This is a genomic window from Gottfriedia acidiceleris (assembly GCF_050457485.1).
GTDB classification, from domain to species: Bacteria; Bacillota; Bacilli; order Bacillales; family Bacillaceae_G; genus Gottfriedia; species Gottfriedia acidiceleris_D.
The window spans coordinates 248,028-269,726 of sequence record NZ_JBCMJM010000003.1 but is presented as its reverse complement, the minus strand read 5'-3'; the positions used below and the strand labels follow the sequence as shown (position 1 = coordinate 269,726).

The 21,699-nt window shown below is 30.5% G+C and carries 15 protein-coding genes; all 15 read left to right on the top strand.

The window, feature by feature from the left end; genetic code table 11:
- Positions 1-10: 10 nt before the first annotated feature.
- Positions 11-571 (top strand): dTDP-4-dehydrorhamnose 3,5-epimerase, encoded by a 561-nt coding sequence (gene rfbC / locus ABEY15_RS03920; RefSeq protein WP_429888581.1) that lies wholly within the window; start codon positions 11-13, stop codon positions 569-571.
- A 5-nt stretch (positions 572-576) separates the two neighbouring features.
- Positions 577-1,437: a dTDP-4-dehydrorhamnose reductase gene (gene rfbD, locus ABEY15_RS03915; RefSeq protein ID WP_429888580.1), complete on the top strand. Its 861-nt coding sequence runs from the start codon at positions 577-579 to the stop codon at positions 1,435-1,437.
- 4 nt (positions 1,438-1,441) lie between these two features.
- Positions 1,442-2,452, top strand: a complete 1,011-nt coding sequence (gene rfbB, locus ABEY15_RS03910) for a dTDP-glucose 4,6-dehydratase (RefSeq protein ID WP_429888579.1) — start codon at positions 1,442-1,444, stop codon at positions 2,450-2,452.
- 229 nt (positions 2,453-2,681) lie between these two features.
- Complete coding sequence (locus tag ABEY15_RS03905; RefSeq protein WP_429888578.1) at positions 2,682-3,098, top strand: hypothetical protein; 417 nt, start codon at positions 2,682-2,684, stop codon at positions 3,096-3,098.
- A 10-nt stretch (positions 3,099-3,108) separates the two neighbouring features.
- Positions 3,109-5,223 (top strand): CgeB family protein, encoded by a 2,115-nt coding sequence (locus tag ABEY15_RS03900; RefSeq protein WP_429888577.1) that lies wholly within the window; start codon positions 3,109-3,111, stop codon positions 5,221-5,223.
- 12 nt (positions 5,224-5,235) lie between these two features.
- Entirely contained in the window at positions 5,236-6,219 is a 984-nt protein-coding gene (locus tag ABEY15_RS03895; protein WP_429888576.1) for a glycosyltransferase, read from the top strand.
- 312 nt (positions 6,220-6,531) lie between these two features.
- Positions 6,532-7,635, top strand: a complete 1,104-nt coding sequence (gene wecB / locus ABEY15_RS03890) for a non-hydrolyzing UDP-N-acetylglucosamine 2-epimerase (protein WP_429888838.1) — start codon at positions 6,532-6,534, stop codon at positions 7,633-7,635.
- Positions 7,636-7,982: 347 nt separating this feature from the next.
- Positions 7,983-9,410, top strand: a complete 1,428-nt coding sequence (locus ABEY15_RS03885; protein ID WP_429888575.1) for an MBOAT family O-acyltransferase — start codon at positions 7,983-7,985, stop codon at positions 9,408-9,410.
- Between the two features lie 17 nt (positions 9,411-9,427).
- Positions 9,428-10,627, top strand: coding sequence for a DHHW family protein (locus ABEY15_RS03880; RefSeq protein WP_429888574.1), 1,200 nt, complete (start codon positions 9,428-9,430; stop codon positions 10,625-10,627).
- A 312-nt stretch (positions 10,628-10,939) separates the two neighbouring features.
- Complete coding sequence (galE, locus tag ABEY15_RS03875; RefSeq protein ID WP_429888573.1) at positions 10,940-11,938, top strand: UDP-glucose 4-epimerase GalE; 999 nt, start codon at positions 10,940-10,942, stop codon at positions 11,936-11,938.
- Positions 11,939-12,014: 76 nt separating this feature from the next.
- Complete coding sequence (gene galE / locus ABEY15_RS03870) at positions 12,015-13,001, top strand: UDP-glucose 4-epimerase GalE (RefSeq protein WP_429888572.1); 987 nt, start codon at positions 12,015-12,017, stop codon at positions 12,999-13,001.
- Between the two features lie 433 nt (positions 13,002-13,434).
- Positions 13,435-14,652 (top strand): glycosyltransferase family 4 protein, encoded by a 1,218-nt coding sequence (locus ABEY15_RS03865; protein ID WP_429888571.1) that lies wholly within the window; start codon positions 13,435-13,437, stop codon positions 14,650-14,652.
- Positions 14,645-15,964: a glycosyltransferase gene (locus ABEY15_RS03860; protein WP_429888569.1), complete on the top strand. Its 1,320-nt coding sequence runs from the start codon at positions 14,645-14,647 to the stop codon at positions 15,962-15,964. The genes ABEY15_RS03865 and ABEY15_RS03860 overlap by 8 nt, the downstream gene beginning before the upstream one ends.
- Before the next feature lie 118 nt (positions 15,965-16,082).
- Positions 16,083-18,821 (top strand): bifunctional glycosyltransferase/CDP-glycerol:glycerophosphate glycerophosphotransferase, encoded by a 2,739-nt coding sequence (locus tag ABEY15_RS03855; RefSeq protein ID WP_429888568.1) that lies wholly within the window; start codon positions 16,083-16,085, stop codon positions 18,819-18,821.
- A 48-nt stretch (positions 18,822-18,869) separates the two neighbouring features.
- Entirely contained in the window at positions 18,870-21,662 is a 2,793-nt protein-coding gene (locus ABEY15_RS03850; protein WP_429888567.1) for a bifunctional glycosyltransferase/CDP-glycerol:glycerophosphate glycerophosphotransferase, read from the top strand.
- Positions 21,663-21,699: the final 37 nt, after the last annotated feature.

Genomic DNA, 21,699 nt, shown 5'->3' with positions numbered 1-21,699 from the left:
GTCATTATTAATGAAAATTACAGAAACTTTTATAAAAGGAATTGTAGTTATTGAACCGACTGTTTTTGGTGATCACCGTGGTTGGTTTATGGAAACATATAATGATTCTAAAATGAAGGATTTTGGAATGGATTTAAATTTTGTTCAAGATAATCAATCATTTTCTGCATTGAAGGGAACATTGCGTGGATTACACTATCAATTGCCTCCAAAAGCGCAATCAAAATTAGTTCGTTGTACAAGGGGTTCTATTTTTGATGTGGCTGTCGATATTCGAAAAGGAAGTCCAACATACGGGAAGTGGTTCGGTATCGAGTTAAGTGCCGAAAATAAAAAACAATTATTTATTCCAAAAGGGTTTGCTCACGGTTTTATGACTTTAACAGATGATGTGGAAGTCCAATATAAAGTTGATGAGCTATATTCACCTGAATGTGATCGAGGCATTGCTTGGAATGAGCCGGTTATTCAAGTGCAATGGCCAATCAATATTTCTCCATTATTATCTGCAAAGGATAAATTCGCACCATTATTAACGGATGCTGAAAATAATTTTTTCTATAAGGAGTAATAGATATGAAGGTTTTAGTAACTGGTTACGGTGGGCAACTAGGTTATGATGTCGTTCAGGAATGCGAGCTGCATGGTATATATGTTAAAGGCTGCGGTCGACAAAAGCTTGACATTACTAATAGGGAATCTGTATTTTCTTTAGTAGATTCATATAAACCGGATGCAATTATCCACTGCGCTGCTTATACAGCGGTAGACAAAGCTGAAGATGATAAAGAGAATTGCTGGAATGTGAATGTTGAAGGAACGAGATATTTAGTTGAAGCAGCGAAAAAGCATCATTCAAAGTTCATTTATATTAGTTCGGACTATGTATTTAACGGGAAAGGTGAAAGTCCTTTTAATGAAGATGACCATCCGGACCCAATCGGTTATTATGGATTAACAAAGTATGAAGGTGAAAAAGTTGTTCAATCACTCATCGAAAACTATTTTATCATTCGTATATCGTGGGTATTTGGTGTTAATGGGAATAACTTTATTAAAACAATGTTAAGATTATCAGAAACTAGAGATGAATTAAATATAGTCGGAGATCAAATCGGTTCACCAACCTATACAGTTGATTTAGCTAGATTAATAGTAGAATTAATTAATTCTGATAAATATGGAATATATCACGCAACAAATGAAGGCTTTACTAGTTGGGCTGATTTTGCAAAAGAAATATTCAAACAAACCCACAGTAAAACTATAGTAAAATCAATTGCATCCGAAGAGTATCCTACTCGTGCAGCTAGACCGAAAAATTCGAGATTATCAACACAAAAGCTAGTAGAAAATGGCTTTCAATCTTTACCTTCATGGCAAGATGCACTAGCTAGATATTTAGTTCTATTAAATAAAAGAGATGAGGTACAGTAATAACATGAAAGTAGCTGTTACAGGTGGTGCCGGATTTATCGGTGGAAACTTTGTTCAATACATGATCAATAAATACCCGTCCTATTCAATATACAATCTGGATGCTTTAACTTATGCAGGTGACTTAACAAAACATAAAAACATCGAACAAAATGAAAAATATCATTTTATTAAAATTGATATTTCAAATCGTGAAGATATCATGACATTATTTAAAAAAGAAAAGTTCGATTATGTCATCCACTTCGCAGCGGAAAGTCATGTTGATCGCTCAATAACAGACCCGGGTATATTCGTGACAACAAATGTATTAGGAACTCAAGTTTTACTAGATGCTTCAAAGGCGATAAACGTTAAGAAATTTGTACATGTATCTACAGATGAAGTGTACGGTGATCTAGATTTTGACCCGACAACCTTTTTTACAGAAGATACACCTTTACAACCGAATAGCCCGTACTCTGCAAGTAAAGCATCATCTGACTTATTAGTTCGTGCATATCACGAAACGTATGGATTTCCTATGAATATTACACGTTGTTCAAATAATTACGGACCATATCACTTTCCAGAGAAACTAATTCCATTAACAATTTCTCGAGTTTTAAATGAACAAAAAGTTCCTGTTTATGGTACTGGTGAAAATATTAGAGACTGGTTACATGTTCTTGACCATTGCTCAGCAATTGATCTAGTATTGCATAAAGGAGAAAATGGAGAAGTTTACAATGTAGGTGGGCATAACGAACGTTCAAATTTAGAAGTCGTAAAACAAATCATTTCTACTCTTGGAAAATCTGAAGACTTAATCCAATTTGTACAAGATCGCTTAGGTCATGACAAAAGATATGCGATTGATCCAACTAAACTAGAAAGACTAGGCTGGAAACCAACTTATAATTTTAATACAGGGATTGTTCAAACGGTTCAATGGTACGTAGATAATAAGGAATGGTGGGAAACGATTATTTCTGGTGAATATAAACATTATTTTGAAAAACAGTATGGGAAATAACCAATAAAGGATCACATGAATCAAGTCGAATAATATAAAATTATTTAAAATAACCGCCATTGCAAACTTTGCAGTGGCGGTTATTTTTTTTACATATTTTTAACATTTTTTAACAAGGATACTCATTAAGATTCACAAAAAATCGTTAATCTTTAATTAATAATATTTTCTTTTTTTTATAAACACGTCTTTATTGAATAGAGTGTTTATCCTGATCTGGAGGTTTGAAATGAAGAATAGTGAATTATTGAATAGTAGTCATGTAGATTCAACAACTGTAAATTTTAAACCAAATTTAATAGAGGTTTCGAATGAGGATTTCGATGCGAATTTTGAACGACAAAATGAATTATTAATGAAACAAAACCAGTTCCTATCTGATAAGGTAATGGAATTGGAAAAAAGAATGGAAGAGCAATTATTTCGTCAGTTGGATTTAATCGTAGAGCATGAGGAGTTTATGATGGGACTCGATGATTATGTTCTTGTAAACGAAGTAAAGCAATCATTTGGTTCGTATGAATATGAAAAATTGCAGGAGGAATATCAAAAGCTGCAATTAAATTATGAAACGTTTAGGAACTCAAAGTTTGGAAAGTTGGCAAGGAAGTATTGGAAGTTGTTGAAGTATTTAAAAAGAAAATGAGGGGACATTCATGCTAAAAGAATCAATAGAAAAACAAATTACTCGATTACGTAATGAAAAGTATGATACAAAAATGATGCTGCAAAAATTAATGAATGTGGATGAACCCTTCTATTTTAGAAACCATGAGTTACTTTCTTTTTCAGCGGATGATTTTGCAGTTAGTAAGGGCGTTCAAAAATTTCAGAAGGAAAAGGAAGTTCTACTTAATAACAAACTAGTAAGGCAGACTGCCGTAATTGATTATATAGATGAAACAAAATTAAAGGATTTACTTTTTAATGAAGGTAGAAGTAAATTATTTACTAGATTTGGGATCACAGGCTTTGTCAGCGGTAAATGTGAGGTTGTTTGTGAGTTACGACTAATAGATTACGAGAACAATTCAAGTACATTAAGCTTTCATATAGACGAGGTAATTGATCTATCTGAATTTAGTCAAAAAGGGATTCAAACGGTTTCTTTTTCGATTTACATGACAGGTGCTGCCACGCTTCATCTATTCCATGCTAAATTAATGGGTTCATATAAAAAGAATGAAAGCGAAAATATTCACCTAATTAAACAGAAGAAAGAAATTAAGGACTTTCGAGTTGGGTTTATTGCCGATGAATTTACGACACGATGCTTCGATTATGAATTTCAACTAGTAAAAATTACGCCTGAGAATTGGTTGACTGAATTTAAAAAGCACCGAATTGATTTATTCTTTTGTGAGTCTGCGTGGCTTGGAAACGATGGAGCTTGGAAGGATAAAATCGGTACAAAAAATCACAGAAATCATACGAAACTATTAAAACTAGTTTATTGGTGTAAAGAACACAATATCCCGACTGTTTTTTGGAATAAAGAAGATCCGTTTCATTACCAAGCTTTTATTGATACAGCTAAGCACTTTGATTATGTATTCACGACTGATTTTGAATCAGTTCAGAACTATTTAGATGAAGGCTGTGAAAATGTTTATTGCTTACCTTTTGCAGCTCAACCAAAAATTCACAATCCAATTGAATATATTCCACGTAAAGAGAAAGTAGTTTTCGCTGGAGCATATTACGGTAAAAAGTTTCCAGAGCGTACGAGTGCGATGGAGAAGCTAGTAAACTCTTCGAAGGAATATGGACTAGATATTTATGACCGAAACTATCATAATCCATCAAGTCCTAATCAATTTCCAGATGAGTATAAACCATTTATTGTTGGAAACTTAAAACAAAATGAAATCGATATTGCCTATAAAGGATATAAAGTAGCACTAAACGTAAATAGTATTACGAAATCTCCGACAATGTTTGCCCGGAGAGTATTTGAGTTACTGGCAAGTAATACCCCAATCATTAGTTCTCATTCAGAGGGGATGCATAGAATGTTTGGAGACATTGTAACAGCTACAGATGATGAAAAACTGATGAAGCAACGACTTTCAAACTATTATGCAGATGAGACCTTCTATAAGAAAAATCGTTTACTCACATTGCGAAAAGTATTAGAAGAACACACTTATACGAATCGAGTGGAAGATTTATTAAATATTATCAATCTGCCATATGAGAAATATGCAGAAAATGCTACGTTAGTAGGGATTGTTAGAAGTAAAGCTGATTATGAAAAGTTAATCGCGATTTACAATAGACAAGGAATTAAACAAAAAAAGCTAGTAATCTTACTCGATTTATTTGATGGCTATTTAGACATTTTTAATCAAAACAATCACGGGGATATAAAAACTTACCTTATTGATTACTGTCATCATTATTTTAGTTTGAATGATCTTGTTGATTCGAATTATATTGCTCCAATTAACCTAAATCATTATTATGGAGAGAATTATTTAAGAGACATGATGTTAGCTACTAAGTATACGAATGATACGATTATTGCGAAAGGCAATGGAAATAGCTATAACTACGTAAATGATTGCCATATTGATGAAGCATTGATTTGTAAAAAGGCGACAAGATTTATTCGTCCAAGTGAATTTATCAGTCTTTTAGATAACAAATCAACAATTGGCCATTTCTCAAAAGCTGGCATTCAATTTTTTGAAATTGATGAGTTTAATTTTTATCGAGATGCCTATGAACAAGCCATTAGCAGAGACAAAATTGAGAGTATTTTAGTATAAGGAGCTGTTTTTATGAAACTGGCGATTATAGGGCATGATTTAAAATTTATTAACGAAGCTATTAAGAGGTTTGAAGCTAGAAGTGACATTGAAATAAAAATAGATTTATGGGAAGGCCATACAATTCATCAAGTTAGCAAAAGCTTAGAGATCGTTAATTGGGCGGATGTTCTTTTTTGCGAGTGGGGACTTGGAAATGTGATTTGGTATCAAGAGCATAAAAAAGATCATCAAGTATTAATCGTTAGAATGCATCGTTTTGAAATGAATACACCTTTTCCAGAACAATTTGATTTTACGAAGATCGATAAGATTATTGCAATTTCTTCCTATATATTTGAAGAATTCCATCGTGTTGCAAGGATTCCCAGAGAAAAGATGATTGTCATTCAAAATGGTGTTGATGTAGATCGATTCCATTTACCTAAGCAATATGATGCAGATTTTCGAATTGGATTACTTGGTTATGTACCGAAGTTAAAACGGTTAGATCGAGCGCTTGAGATATTTGAAAAGTTATACGCAAAAGATAGCCGATATACTCTTTCGATAAAAGGAAAACATCCGAAAGAGTTTCCGTGGGTTTGGAATAATCAACAAGAGCAGGATTATTATACAAGTTTATTTCGAAAAATTGATAAATCCCACTATCGTAATCAAGTTCAGTTTGAAGAGTGGGGAGATTCAGCGGAATGGCTCGAGTCGATTGGTTTTGTCTTATCAGTTAGCGATTATGAAAGTTTTCACTTAGCACCCGTTGAAGGGATGGCTTCTTGCGCTGTGCCGATTGTTTTAAATCGTGAAGGAGCTCGAACGATATTCCCTGATGAGTATATTTTCGAATCACTCGATGAAGCAGCGCAATACATTGCGGATAGTAGAAAAGGATCTAGGAAAGAACTAGTTGAATTTGTGAAGGAAAATTACTGTATGGATAAAATGTGTTCAGAGATTTTGAGTCTAATTGATGAGTTACAAGTAAAATTAGTTCATTAAGTATTTCGGAGGGCACAGTGAATTCTTGAGTAGAAGGAACTGTGCTTTTTTCTTCTATTAATATTTACATCGAGTATGAATGATTTCAAAATGTGGGAAACTAAGTGTATAGAATCGAATAATTACTAGTTAAAGAACTTATTAGGAATTAAGACGATTAATTTTTACAATTAGTCATGTATATAGAGGAATAAACATTATTTTTCATGGTAAAAAATGTCTTTATTTCCTCAGTTAAGATACAATAGATAGATACATATTTCAATAAGCCGATTTGTTTTGAAAGGGGAAAGAATTTTGACTGTTAAAGTAATGACAATTTTTGGAACAAGACCAGAAGCGATTAAGATGGCGCCACTAGTGCTTGAGCTAGCTAAACATCCTGATCAAATAGAATCCATTGTGACGGTTACAGCTCAGCATCGTCAAATGTTGGATCAAGTTCTCGAAATTTTTGAAATCACACCTGATTATGATTTAAATATAATGAAGGATCGCCAAACTTTAATTGATGTAACAACTCGAGGTTTGGAAGGTTTAAATAAGATTATGCAAGAAGTAAAACCGGACATTGTATTAGTTCATGGTGATACGACAACTACTTTTATTGCTAGTCTTGCAGCTTTTTATAATCAAATTGCAATTGGGCATGTTGAAGCTGGTTTACGTACTTGGGACAAGTATTCACCATACCCAGAAGAAATGAACCGTCAATTAACTGGTGTCATGACGGATTTACATTTTTCTCCTACGACAAAATCAGCACAAAATTTATTAGCTGAAAATAAAAAGGAAGAAACAATTTTTATTACTGGTAATACTGCGATCGATGCACTTAAAACAACAGTAAAAGAAGAGTATGCTCATCCTGTTCTTGATCAAATTGGTAATGACAGATTAGTCTTAATGACTGCTCATCGTCGTGAAAATTTAGGAGAACCAATGAGAAATATGTTTAAAGCGATTAAGCGCTTAGTCGAAAAACATAACGATATTCAAGTTGTGTATCCTGTACACATGAATCCTGTTGTTCGTGAAATTGCAAATGAAGTTTTAGGAAATGACAATCGAATCCATTTAATTGAACCACTAGATGTCATTGATTTCCACAACTTTGCGGCAAGATCGCATTTAATCCTAACTGATTCTGGTGGTGTACAAGAAGAGGCACCTTCATTAGGCGTACCAGTTCTTGTTTTACGTGATACGACAGAACGCCCCGAGGGAATTGATGCTGGTACTTTAAAGCTTGCTGGAACTAACGAAGAAGTTATTTTCTCGTTAGCCGATGAACTGTTGTCAGATGATGAGGCACATGCAAAAATGTCTAAGGCATCTAATCCGTATGGAGATGGCGAAGCTTCTAGAAGAATTGTTGAAGTGATTATTCAACATTTTAATCATAAAATTAAGTAATCCAAAAATAAGGAAAGACTATCTTTGTAAATTATTCATAGGTAGTCTTTTTGGATTTAACTTTTAGAAATTTAAAATAAAACCCTTTTAATAAGGTATCTATCCTAAATGGTAATAGATACTATTAAAAGGGATTTTTTGTTTATTTATATAAGTTTTTAACTTATTAACTTAAAACTAGTATTAATCATTTATTAATTTTGTTTCATTTTTAATAAAATTAAATTAAATCTCTAAAGTTAAAGTAAGTATATTGTAGAAATTTATCAATTTATATGTGATAATTTTGTCTGTTGGGAAAAATTTAGGTTATTAATGATAAATTCATGAAAAGAAAGGACTAGATTATGCTTTTCAGTTCAACTGTATTTTTGTTTGTATTTTTACCGATCGTATTACTAGTTTATTTTGTATTACCACGTATGTTTCGAAACGCATGGTTATTATTAACTAGTTTAGTTTTTTATGCATGGGGAGAGCCAAGATTTGTACTGGTTATGTTCCTTTCTATTATAATCAATTATGTGTTTGCTTTAATTGTAGATGCAAATCGAAATAAGAAAACTACAATAAAATGGATTATGGCAGCAATGCTTGTAGCCAATTTGGGGTTACTATGTTTCTTCAAATACTCAAACTTCTTTGTCGATAATATAAATTTATTATTGAACACAAATATTACGATTCCTCAGATTCCATTACCATTGGGAATTTCATTTTTTACTTTCCAAGGAATTAGTTATGTAGTTGATGTTTATAGAAAAGATGGTGCATTACAAAGAAACCCATTGAACATGGCTACTTATAAAACATTATTTCCACAATTAATTGCTGGACCTATTGTTCGTTATCAAACTGTTTCACATCAAATTACGGATCGAAAAGAAACTTTAGAGAAATTTGCTTATGGAACTAAGAGATTTATTATTGGTCTAGGTAAGAAAATGTTTTTAGCAAATAATTGTGGTTGGGTTGCTGATCAGATTTTTGCGCAAAATCCGCATGATATGTCTATTGGTTTAGCCTGGATTGGTATAATTGCCTATTCTTTACAAATTTATTTTGATTTTTCAGGTTATTCGGATATGGCAATTGGTTTAGGAAAAATGTTTGGATTTGACTTTTTAGAGAATTTTAACTATCCATATATATCTAAATCAGTAACAGAATTTTGGAGAAGATGGCATATTTCTTTAGGAACGTGGTTCAGAGACTATCTATATATCCCGTTAGGTGGAAATCGTGTTTCTCCTGTACGTACGTATATTAATCTTTTTATTGTGTGGTTTGCTACCGGTTTTTGGCATGGTGCAAGTTGGACATTTATCGCATGGGGTATTTATTACGGAATACTAATCATGCTTGAAAAAGCTTTCTTAGGTAATATATTGAGAAAGTTGCCTAATGTAATTCAGCATATCTATGCTACATTCCTTGTCGTAATTGGATGGGTATTTTTCCGTGCAGAAACATTTAGTTATGCATTTGATTATATTAAGACTATGTTCGGTTTAAATAATACAGTTGTTTGGGATTCAAGCGCGGGATATTATTTTGCTGAATATGGTGTTCTAATAGGACTAGCTATCATTGGTGCAACTCCTTTAATGAAAATCTTTGCAGATAAAATCATGGTTCAATCAGAATCCAGCTTTGCTGTAAGAATTTTCGGTCGTAATATTGGGTTAACAGGTTTCTATTTAATCGTTTTTGGTATTTCAATTATTTGTGTTGTTTCTAACACGTTTAATCCATTTATCTATTTCCGTTTCTAGTAAGTTGGAGGTTTATTATGCAAAGCAACCGATTTCAAGTTAATTATTTCTTAGTTATATGTTTTTTATTTATTATTTTTGCAGGAGCTATTTATGTTTGGGTAAAAGGTGATTTGAAGTATTCTACGATTGAAAATCGAACACTCGCTCAAATGCCCAAAATGAGTATAGATAAGTTAGCCTCTGGAGAATTTTCAAAAGAATTTGAGCTTTATTTTAATGATCAATTTCCTGGTAGATTAAAGTTAATTGAAGCGAATGCAACAATTAATAAAGATTTATTAGGTCAAAATGTTGTAAAGGATGTATATGTTGCTGATAATGGTTTATTATTATCAACTGTTCCTAAGGAAACGAAAGCAAATGCAAAAGTCATTGCAAACAGAATTAATCAATTCGCGTTACAAGCTTCAAAGCTTGGAGTGAACACTTATTTTAGTTTAGTACCAAATAAATCAGTTACTTTTGAAGATCAATTCCCTTCATACTTTCCTAGTTATGGGAATGAGGCATCTGATTATATTTTGAGTGATATTGATCCAATTGCACATCCTTTAGACCTAAGAATTACAATGAATAAACATAAAAATGAACCTAATTTATATCATTATACTGATCACCATTGGAAGGCAAAGGCTGCATTTTACTCGTATCAAACAATCATAAATACGATTTATCAAAATTCAAATGAAGTTGGAAAAGCATTAAGTGCGGATGATTTCATTTGGAAAGAAGAAGGATTACCGTTTTACGGTTCGGATGCTCGTAAAACGACGAAAGCAAATGTAACGAAAACAGATACAATAACAGTAGTAGAAAGTAAGAAAAAACAGGATCTAAATGTTTGTTATAATAGTACATGTAATAGAGGTTTATATGCAGAAGAACCATTGGAAAATGTCAGTCTCTATACTAATCGATATGTTTCTTACATGGGTGGGGATCACCCTGAAACAGTCATTTATAACGACAAAGTTAAGAATCGAAAACTATTAATTATTAAAGATTCTTATGCAAATGCAAGTATACAATTCTTTGTAAACCATTATAAGGAAACAAGAGTACTTGACTTAAGATTTTACAATAATATGCCCGTCATTGATTATATTAAAAAGTATAAAGTAGATGATGTAGTCATTATTCATAATGTTAATTCAATTTACGTGACGCCGACATTAACGAATTATGAGCATCCTGGTCAAGGTGAAAATCAATAACAATGAATTTGTTTTCTAGTAGATTACAACTTCAAATTTAAGAAAAAACAACTAACCACAAGATAGTTAAAATATCTTGTGGTTTCTTTATTTATATGTTCTGAATCCAATATAAAAGTGAATGATATATAATAAAACTTACTAATAATAAAAACAATAAATGAATAGAAGCATCTATGAAAATGAGATAAGGTTGTTTCACGGATTTAGATAGAACTTAGTATGAATTCAGCCTTCTTTTTAAATATATGATATAATTAGTTTTTAAAAAATATATTAAATTTCTCTATTCTACATAATAGGAGGGTTCATGTGAAAGTATTGGTAATTGGTGGGGCGGGATATATTGGATCTCACACTGTATATGAATTAATTCGCGAAAATCACGAAGTAGTAGTAGTAGACAATTTATCAACAGGTAGAGAAGAAGACATACATGAACTAGCAACGTTTTATAATGCTGACGTTAGAGATTTTAAATCTCTTAATGAAATATTTAAAGTAGAGAAAAATATTGATTGTGTCATGCACTTTGCTGCAAAGCTTATTGTTCCAGAAAGTGTTGAAAAACCACTTGAGTATTATGATAATAACGTTATTGGAATTAAAACTCTTTTAGATGCCATGATTGAAAATAAAGTTAATAATATTGTATTTTCTTCTACTGCAGCCGTATATGGTGAGCCAGTTAATTCTCTTTGTACGGAAGATGATTATTGTTTACCAATTAATCCATACGGCGAAACAAAATTAGCAGCGGAAAGATTAATTCATTGGACTGCACAAGCAAAAGGTATTAATTACTGTATTTTAAGGTACTTTAATGTTGCCGGAGCAGATTATACAGGAGAAATAGGATTGTATAAGGAAAATCTAACACATTTGATTCCAGTTACAATCCAAACTGCTTTAGGTTTGAATGATAAATTAGTTGTATATGGAACAAACTACCAAACAAAAGATGGTACGTGTATACGCGATTATATTCATGTATCAGATGTAGCAAAAGCCCATATATTAGGAGCTAATTTCACTATCAATTGCCAAAGTGGCATATTTAACCTTGGTTCTAATTTTGGATTTACGGTTCAAGAAATAATTAATATGGTTGAGAAAGTTAGTTGTCTTGAGGTGCCTGTTGAATATAGTGGTCGACGACCTGGAGATCCTGCTGCAATTATTGCTTCAAATAATAAGGCAATTGAACAATTGGGCTGGAAAGTGGAAAATAGCTTAGAAGATATTATTAGATCCGATTGGAATTTCCGTTTAAGGAAGATTGAAGAGAGTCGAAATAATATTGTTAGTTGATCTCTACTATCAAGAAAATATTAGTTTAAAGTAGTGTAATGGTGAATATATATTTTTTTCATTAGGAGCGAATCTTATGATATTAGTAGTTGGTGGGGCCGGTTACATTGGTAGCCATACTGTAAAAGAACTATTAGATGAAAATTTTGAAGTACTTGTATTAGATAACTTATCGACGGGACACAAATCAGCGGTTGATCCTCGTGCTGAATTTATTGAAGGAAATCTTGGTGATGCTGATTTATTATCAGAAATTTTTACAGAAAAGTCCATTGATGCTGTTATGCACTTTGCTGCAAATAGTCTCGTTGGTGAATCTGTTGTAAATCCATTAAAATATTACCAAAATAATGTCTCAGCAACGATTACATTGTTGGGCAGTATGTTAGAGTTTGGCGTTAAGAAATTTATTTTCTCATCAACAGCTGCAACTTATGGTATTCCTGATGTTGACTTAATAACAGAAGAAACACCAACAAATCCGATTAATCCATATGGTCGAACTAAATTGATGATCGAAAACGTATTAAATGATTTTCGTTCTGCTTATGGCTTGGACTATGTTGTATTACGTTATTTTAATGCTGCAGGAGCTCATGTTACTGGTGAAATTGGTGAAGACCATACTCCTGAAAGCCATTTAATACCACTAATTTTACAGCATTTATTAGGTCAAAGAGATAGTATTACAGTTTTTGGTGAAGATTATCCTACTGCAGATGGAACATGTATAAGAGATTATATTCATATAACAGATTTAGCAGGAGCTCATATTGCATCCTTAAAGAAAATGCTAGAACAAGATAATTTTACTCGAACATATAATTTAGGTAATGGATTAGGTTACTCGGTTAAAGAAGTAATTGAAATGTGCGAAAAAGTGGCTGGTTTAAAAGCAAATGTATTAATTGGTGAGCGTCGAGCTGGTGATCCAGCAAATCTAGTTGCATCATCACAAAAAATTTATAGTGAACTTGGATGGAAAACAAAATACAAATTAGAAGAAATAATTCAGACTGCGTGGAATTGGCATCAATCCCATCCAAATGGGTTCGAAAAATAAAGAAATCTCCTTAATAGATATTCATTTAGATAGAGGAGGCGTAGTAACTTTCTATTAGAATTGGTAACTACGTTGCATCCAATTTATTCTTATTAACGTACAAAATAGAAAGACTGTCCTTAAGTATAAGATGTTTAAGGGCAGTCTTTGTTTATGTTACAGTTTGGTCACTTTATGGAATATACTGTCGTATTGTGTTAAAATTACTATTGTTTTTTGATTTAAAAATGATAATTAGTTATAAGATTATACTTGAATGAGATATGGGATATTAATACTATTAAGTTTTTATTTTTATTAATAGTTATAAGGATGTACAAACTATATATATATTCGTTTTCCTCAGATATATAACGCAAAATATATAATTTTACATAAACTTAATAAAAATAAATAAGGAATTAATCTTCTATTAAAAGAAGAGGTGTATTTTATGAATAAGAAAATAAAAATATTATTAATAACGCAGCATTTTTATCCTGAAATAGGTAGCGCGGCAAATCGTCTTAAAAATATTTATCTTGAGTTGAAGGAAAAAGGTTATGAAGTAAAAGTATTAACATTACATCCAAGATATCCTTCTCGAGAACTTTATAATGATCAAGCATTCTGGAATGAATCATTAATTGATGAAAAAGATGTAAAAAGGATTGATCCTTCAATTAAAAATCATTCTGGAAGTATTATTAAAAGACTTTATTTATATTTAGAAGTCATGGTTCGTTTTATTATTGAAATTTTTAAATATAAACGGGAGTTCGATATAGTTTTTGTAACCTCTCCACCGATTTTTGTTGGAATTGCGGGTTTGATTTCAAAGTGGCGTTTACGAGCACCACTTATTTTAGATATACGTGATTTATGGCCAGAGTCACTAAGAGGTGTGAATATATTTTCTAACAAGTTAATCTTATCGATTGCTTATAAAGTTGAATCTCTATTGTACAAAAAGGCAAATAAAATCATTATTAATAGCAGAAGTTTTAAGGAATATATGGTTAAAAAGGGTGTTAAAGAAAGTAAAATTTCATTTTTACCAAATTCATTAACAGAAGATGAATTGAATTTTACACCAATAAATGAAGAGATTCATGATGAGAAAATAAATATAATTTATACTGGAAATTTAGGACTAGCGCAAGATTTGGATAAGTTTTTAAAAGCTAGTATACAAATGAAAGAATATAAAGAGTTTCATTTTATTATTGTTGGTTATGGAAAGAACGTTAATGAAGTTGATAATTACATTAAAGAGCATCAATTGACAAATGTAACATTATATTCTGCTAAATCAAGACTTGAGACACTTTCACTTGTTTCAAATTCTGATATTACTTATGTCAGTCTAGTTGATCAAGAAGTCTTTAAGACTGTTTTACCAGGTAAAATTATAGATTATATGTGTCTTAAAAAGCCAATTATTGGGAATGTCGCTGGATACGCTGCACAAATTATTAAGGATGCAAATTGTGGTACAGTATTAGAAGAAGGAACTGAAGAGGAACTTGTTCGTCATATAAAGCATTTGGCTGCTGACAAAATCGAACGAAAAATGTTGGGGGAAAATGGGTACCAATATGCATATAAAAATTTAAGATGGAAAACAAATATATTCAAATTAATTAATGTAATGGAGGAAATCCATGAATAAAAAAGTTTGTGCATTTGTATTTAATCATTTTACAAATGATGCACGTGTTTTAAGAGAATGTTCGGCACTTGCCGAGGTTGGATACGAGGTAGATTTAATCTGTTTACATGATGACTCAAAGACACTTCCTAAAAAAGAAATGGTGGAAGGGTTCCAAGTCATTCGTGTTAATAATTCATTACCATTTGGTATTAATCTATTATTTAAGTACTCAAATAGTATAATGAAAATATGTATGAGAAATTTCTTTACTAAAATACTCGCAGCATTTATTGCAATCATTGCGATTTATTTTTTACCTATTTTCTCTTTACTAATAATAGCGATTATAGGTATATTTGGAAATCGTATTGTTCGAGTAGCTTGTACTAGAGGATATAATATTCTTCAAATGATTTATCATGGGTTGAAAAAGAATTATGATATTTATCATGCTAATGATTTAAATACTTTACCACAAGGAATTATTTGTGCAAAATTATTTAAAAAAAGTAAACTAATATATGATTCTCACGAAGTTCAATCAAGTCGTTCAGGGTATGAAAATCCAATCTTCGGTAAAATAGAAAAGTTTTTGATTAAATATATTGACATAATGATTCATGAAAATGATACACGAGCTAAGTATACTCAAGAGCTATATGATATTCCATATCCTGAGGTTATACATAACTATCCTTTTGTATCATATCCTGAAAAAAGTAAATCAATTAATTTACATGAAAAATTAAATTTACCAGCTGATGAGCCAATTTTACTTTATCAAGGTGGAATTCAAAAAGGTAGAGGATTAGAATTAATCGTCAAAGCTACTCCTTTGTTTAAACGAGGAACTGTCGTTTTTATTGGTGACGGGAAAATTAAACCGATATTATTAGAAATGGTAAATGAAATGAACCTTCACGATCGAATAAAGTTTATTGATAAAGTTCCAGTCGCTGATTTATTAAATTACACTCGAAATGCGTATTTAGGATTTCAAATTCTAAATAATATAAATTTTAATCATTATTCAGCATCTTCTAATAAGTTGTTTGAATACTTAATGAGTGGGGTTCCTGTAGTAGCTTGTAGTTTCCCAGAAATTATAAAAGTTGTAGATGGTGAACACACAGGTATATGTGTTGACTCACATGACATTCAATCAATTGCTGATGGAGTTAATACACTATTAGAGGATTCTAAATTAAGAAATGAATTAAGCAAAAATTGTCTAGTCGCTAGACATAAATATAATTGGGAAAATGAAAAACAAATCTTCCTAGCCATCTATGATAAGTTATTTTCAGCAGAAAAACTTTATGCTAGTTAATCAAAACATAAAGGTATGTTTTTTGTTGAAATTCAATAATTAAAAGTCAATAAGATAAGAAAGAATATGTTACTTCGATATTCAGTATTATCTGCTTGTATGCTTGAGGTGAGCGTAATTGAAAGCCTATAAATTAAGTGTAGTCGTAATTAATTATAATAAAGAAAAATATATTGAGGCCTGTATTGAGTCAATCAAAAAATCTACGTTAAAAGATATCCAGTTGATAGTAGTAGATGATGGCTCAACTGATCAAAGTAGTCAAATGGCACAAAATATGATTGAAAAACTCCAGGATGGTTTATTCATATCTCAATCTAACAGTGGTCCTAGCGCTGCCCGAAATAAAGGTTTAGAATACGCTAAAGGCGAATATGTAGCGTTTTTAGATGGAGATGATTTAGCAACTCCTAAAGGATATGAAGGGCTTTATAACTTAGCAAAAAAACACAATGCAGATATAGGTATAGGAGATATTCTTTGCTTTAATGATATGAGAACATGGCGATTATCTTATATGAAGAAAATATTTAAGAGGAATTTGCCTGTAGTCAGAAGTTTAAAAAATAATCCTGAGTTGCATTATACTCCATCTGCAAGCAATAAAATTTTTAAAAGAGAATTATTAATTAGTGAGAATATTAAGTTTGATGAAAATTTAAGAGTTGGTGAAGATCTACTTTTCACACAGACAAGCTTACTTAGTTCAAATAAAGTTGTCGTAAAGGAAATTGATATTATTAGATATAGAATTATTAACTCTAGTGAGAGCTTAATAAGACAAGGTAATATTAATTTTTTTGAGCAACTAGTAAGCTTGCAAAAAGAACTATTGGATCTCTACTATAAGAAAAACCGTACGGAAGAATTAAAATTTATTCAAGAAAGACAATTGAATTTTTTCTTAGATTCAATCGAGTTAAAAGCAGCAAAGTTAACTTATGATGAGCAAATTAAACTTGCTTTAATTGGCCAACAATTTCTTTCTTATATAACTATAAAAGACGCGGTTCCTTCACTTAATCTTTATAAACGATATATTGTATATTTATTAGAAAATAATAGTGGAGAAAAGCTTCAAAAAGTAATTGAGAGTCAACATTCAGTTGATTTTTCTAAAGAGTATTTATATGAAAATGGGGTTTACTATCATTATTTAGCAAAGCTATTTAAAGAGGATATGAATTTATTAAAGGTAGAAAAATTTGAGCTATGTCACAAAGTTGAGCAAATTTCACTTAGAGAATCTATCCTAACCATAAAGGGTTTTGCATTTATTCGCTACTTATCTACCGAAAAAATTATTAGAACATTAGTTTTTAAAAATAACCAAAATAAAGAAGAAAAGACAATTGTTCTTAAGCCAATGCTTCGAACAGATCTAACTTATACATTTGATAAGAATCAAGTAAATTATGATCATTCTGGCTTTGAAAAACTAACGATTGATTTAAAGTCTATCTTATCCGATGGAAATTGGTCCGTATTCTTGAAAGTTGAACAAGAAGGACTAAGTGTTATAGGGAAATTAAATGTAAGTTTAATACAATTGCAAAATAATACAAAACCCACTCAAATAAAGGGAACACAGTTTATAACAACTTATAAACACAATGCGTTGTCAGTAACAGTTAGAAAAGCATCGGTAAAGAACCGTTCGAAATTATTTTTAAATAAGTTAAAATTTCATACTCGTACCTTAGGTAGGTTCATATTAAAAAAAGAAAAAGACGTATTGCTAACAATCATATGTAAGGTGCTTTTAGATAAATTTTATAGTAATAAAAATATTACAATAATCGGCGAAAGAAAAGATACTGCACAAGATAATTCGTATCATTTATTTAAATATGCAAGAGAAAATCACGCCGAAAACAATATTTACTATGTAATTGATAAAAAGTCTTCTGATTATCTTCGCATAAAAGACTTAGGAAATATTATTGAATATGGAAGTTTCAAGCATACGCTTTATTTGTTACTTTGTAAAAAGTCTATTAATAGTTATGCTGAACAGGCAAATATGTATACCAGGGCTTATAAAGAAGTAGTAAAATATTATCCTGAGTGGCAAAAAAATGATAAAATTTTTATTCAACACGGGGTAATAGGAGTCAGTAGAGTAAATCAGGCACTAAATAAAAACCAATATGATTTTGCTGTTTTTGTTGTTTCATCTCAATTTGAAAAAGACCATATTGTTAAAGAGTTTGGTTATTCAGATGATGAAGTAATTGTGACTGGATTAGCTAGATGGGATAATTTAATAGATACTAGTAAAGGTAATGAAATACTTTTAATGCCAACATGGAGAAATTGGATAAAGACAGCAGAGGAATTATCAAAATCAAGGTATTTAAGAACTTACATTAATTTACTTAATAATAGTAGCTTACATCAAATATTAGAAAAAAATGATTTATATCTGAATTTTTATCCACATTATCAGACACAACTATTATTAGAAGATATGCCTAATTTTCATAATAGAATTAGAGTTATTCGTCAAGGATCAGAAACAGTACAAGACCTTTTAAAAAGACATACACTTCTGATCACTGATTACTCGACAGTTTCTTTTGATTTTGTCTATATGAAAAAGCCTGTAATATTTTATCAATTTGATTATGAAGAATTTTATTCAAGGCACTATAATGAAGGGCCGATTAACCATAATTCAGATTTATTTGGCAAAGTTTGTGAAACAACTGAAACATTATTTTCAGAATTAGTTCAAATTATTGATCAGAAGATGCAAATCGCACCAGTGTATTTAGAAAAAAGTAATAAGTTCATGATTCGAACAAATCAAAAACACTCAGAAGAAATCTATAATGCACTATATCAAGATAGTTAAACGATCTATTACCTTATAGATAACAAAAAGGAGATACTAGGGTTAATCATGGAAAAAGTGGGAATAAAATTTTACGATATAGCAGTAGTGATTGTCACATATAATGTGGTTGAATATATTGAAGAAGCTATAAATTCGATTATTAATCAGTCAATGAAAAATATTCAAGTTATAGTAGTAGATGATGGATCAACTGATGGAACAAAAAATGTTGTGGAGCAAATGGCAACAAACAATGAAAATATTTATTATCAATTTTCAGAGAATAGTGGAAGTCCATCAAGGCCGAGAAATATTGGCATTCAAATGGCAAATGCAAAATACATTACTTTCTTAGATGGTGATGATTATCTAGACGAAAACGCATGTGAGATGATGTTCAATATTGCTGAAAAAGAAAATAGTGATATTGTAGCAGCCAATATGATGAGTTTTATTGGTAATAGGTTTTTTGAAACATTTACTAGAAATCCTAACTATTCGGAGAGAGCAGCATATTTTAAGTCAATAAATCATTATGATGTAACGCATATTTCAGAGAATCCAGTATTATACCAAATGCCAAATTGTTGTGCAAAATTATATCTTACTGATTTAATTAAAGATATTACATTTGATGAATCAATAAAATATGGCGAAGACCACTTATTTTCTATTGATTCATTCTTCAAATCTAAAAAAACGGTTGTTTTAGATAAATTTGTGTATTTTTACAGAGGTCGAACTAATTCGACAACACGTGAAAGAAGCTTAAAAATAGTCCAAGATGCGTATGAAAGTGTATACGCAATCGATAAAGTAATTAAAAAGTATGAAGGTAATATAGATGATTTAGATGATTTTTATCAAAAAATCGCCATTTATCGAATGAAAATAGGAAAGACATTTATTGAACAGTTACGCTTATTTCCAGATGCTGAGAAAAAAAGAGTAATTGAATTATTAAATGAATCTTATTTTAGAAATTTAAGTATAGAAAATTATTCTAAATTAAATTTATTTAATTTTATTTTAATTGATCTAGCAATACAGAATAAGTTTGATGAAGCGATAGCCTTCTCGAATTTAACTGAAGAAATTAAGCGATACAAATCTGCTGTTAGTAAAAAAGATATTAATATTTCAAATGAAAACGATCAGATCATTTTTTCGTTCTATTATAATGAAAAAAGTGTCTCTGTCGATATCACAGAATGTTTTGAGCATATACCATTAATCACACATTTAACGAATTTCTCATTTGAAAATTTTACCCTTAAACTTGATGGCATAGGATTTTTTCAAAATATTAATTTATCCTCAAACAAAGATATTTCTCATCAATTAGTACTAGTTAATCGTAATACTAAAAATCGTTTCATTATTAAAGCTGAAAGAAAATATACAAATAGATATAATACTGCAATCTCTGATTATCATAATGGTGGTTTTTCTTTCAGTATAAATTTATTAGAAATAAACGATTTAGGAAGATACGATTTGTTTCTTGAAACAACTTGTTTTGGAAAAGTAAAAACTAGAAAAATTACTGGTCCAACGAGAACATTTAAGTTGAAATGTAGAAATTATTATTTTGAAATGAATCATAAAAACTATGAACTAATTTTAGCACCTAAGAATTTATTTGCATTTAGGCTAAATTCAGGAAGTAAGTTGAAATTACGAATTTCAAAAGTTAAACATAATATTCGCAAGAAATTATCTACTATTAAAGAGATAAATAAAAATCGTGGAATAGATAAAGGTAAAAAAATCAGATTGTCTATTGCAACGGTTTGTAAGGAATTATCTAGACCATTTTTTAAAGGTAGAAAAGTGATTTTAGTTGGTGAAAAATTAGGCGACACTTTTAATGATAATGGTGCAGCTTATTTTAGATATTGTCGTCAAAACCATCCAAATGAAGATGTATATTATTTAATTAAGAAAAGTTCAAAAGATTATGAGGAAGTAAAGAAACTTGGAAATGTCATTCCGTTTTATAGCCTTAAACATTTGTTTTATAGTATGAACGCAAAATATATTGTAAGTACTGATAATGTAAATATGCTATTACCTTCCAATATTCGTCCACTAAGAAATGCAAAACGAATTTTTGTAGGACATGGGGTTACACTTTTTAAAAAGGTAGAACATGTTTATCATGCTAGAATAGATGTTGTTGATTCAATTGCTTGTGCTTCTGAGTTAGAAAAAGAAATATTTATGAATCATTTTGGTTTTAACGAAGATCAGTTATTTATTACGGGTTTGCCTAGAACTCAAATTTTAAATAATAACGTTAAGGACAAAAATATACTGTTAACATTTACATGGAGACCATCAATTGGAAGTCGAAATGAATTTTTATCAAGCGAATATTATCATCGTTTGAAGAGTCTTTTTAATAATCAAAAATTATTAACGGCTTTAATGGAAAACAATGTAACTTTAACTATTTTATTACACCCGAGAATGGTAGAATATGTAGATTTACTTGAGGCTGAACACCCAAATATAATTCTAAAAAAATTCACTGAAATAAATGTAAAAGATTACATTGAAAGCAGTAGTATGATAATAACAGATTATTCGAGTATATTATTTGATTTCATTTTTCTAAAGAAACCAATTGTAATGTATGGTTTTGATTATTTTATTGGTGATTATGCTGTTAATGAAAAAGATATAAATGAAATGTTACCAGAAGTATTCTATCAAAATGAAGAAGAAGTAGTTGAATCAATCGTTAGTTCAATAAAATCTAACTTTAAAATTACATCAGAGCTTGAGCAAAAATATGGAAAATTAATTAACACTCATCAAGAAAGTTGTAACTATTTGCATAATCATTTACAATAGTGAGTGCTTATCTGACAGTTGATTCTTGATTTTAAAA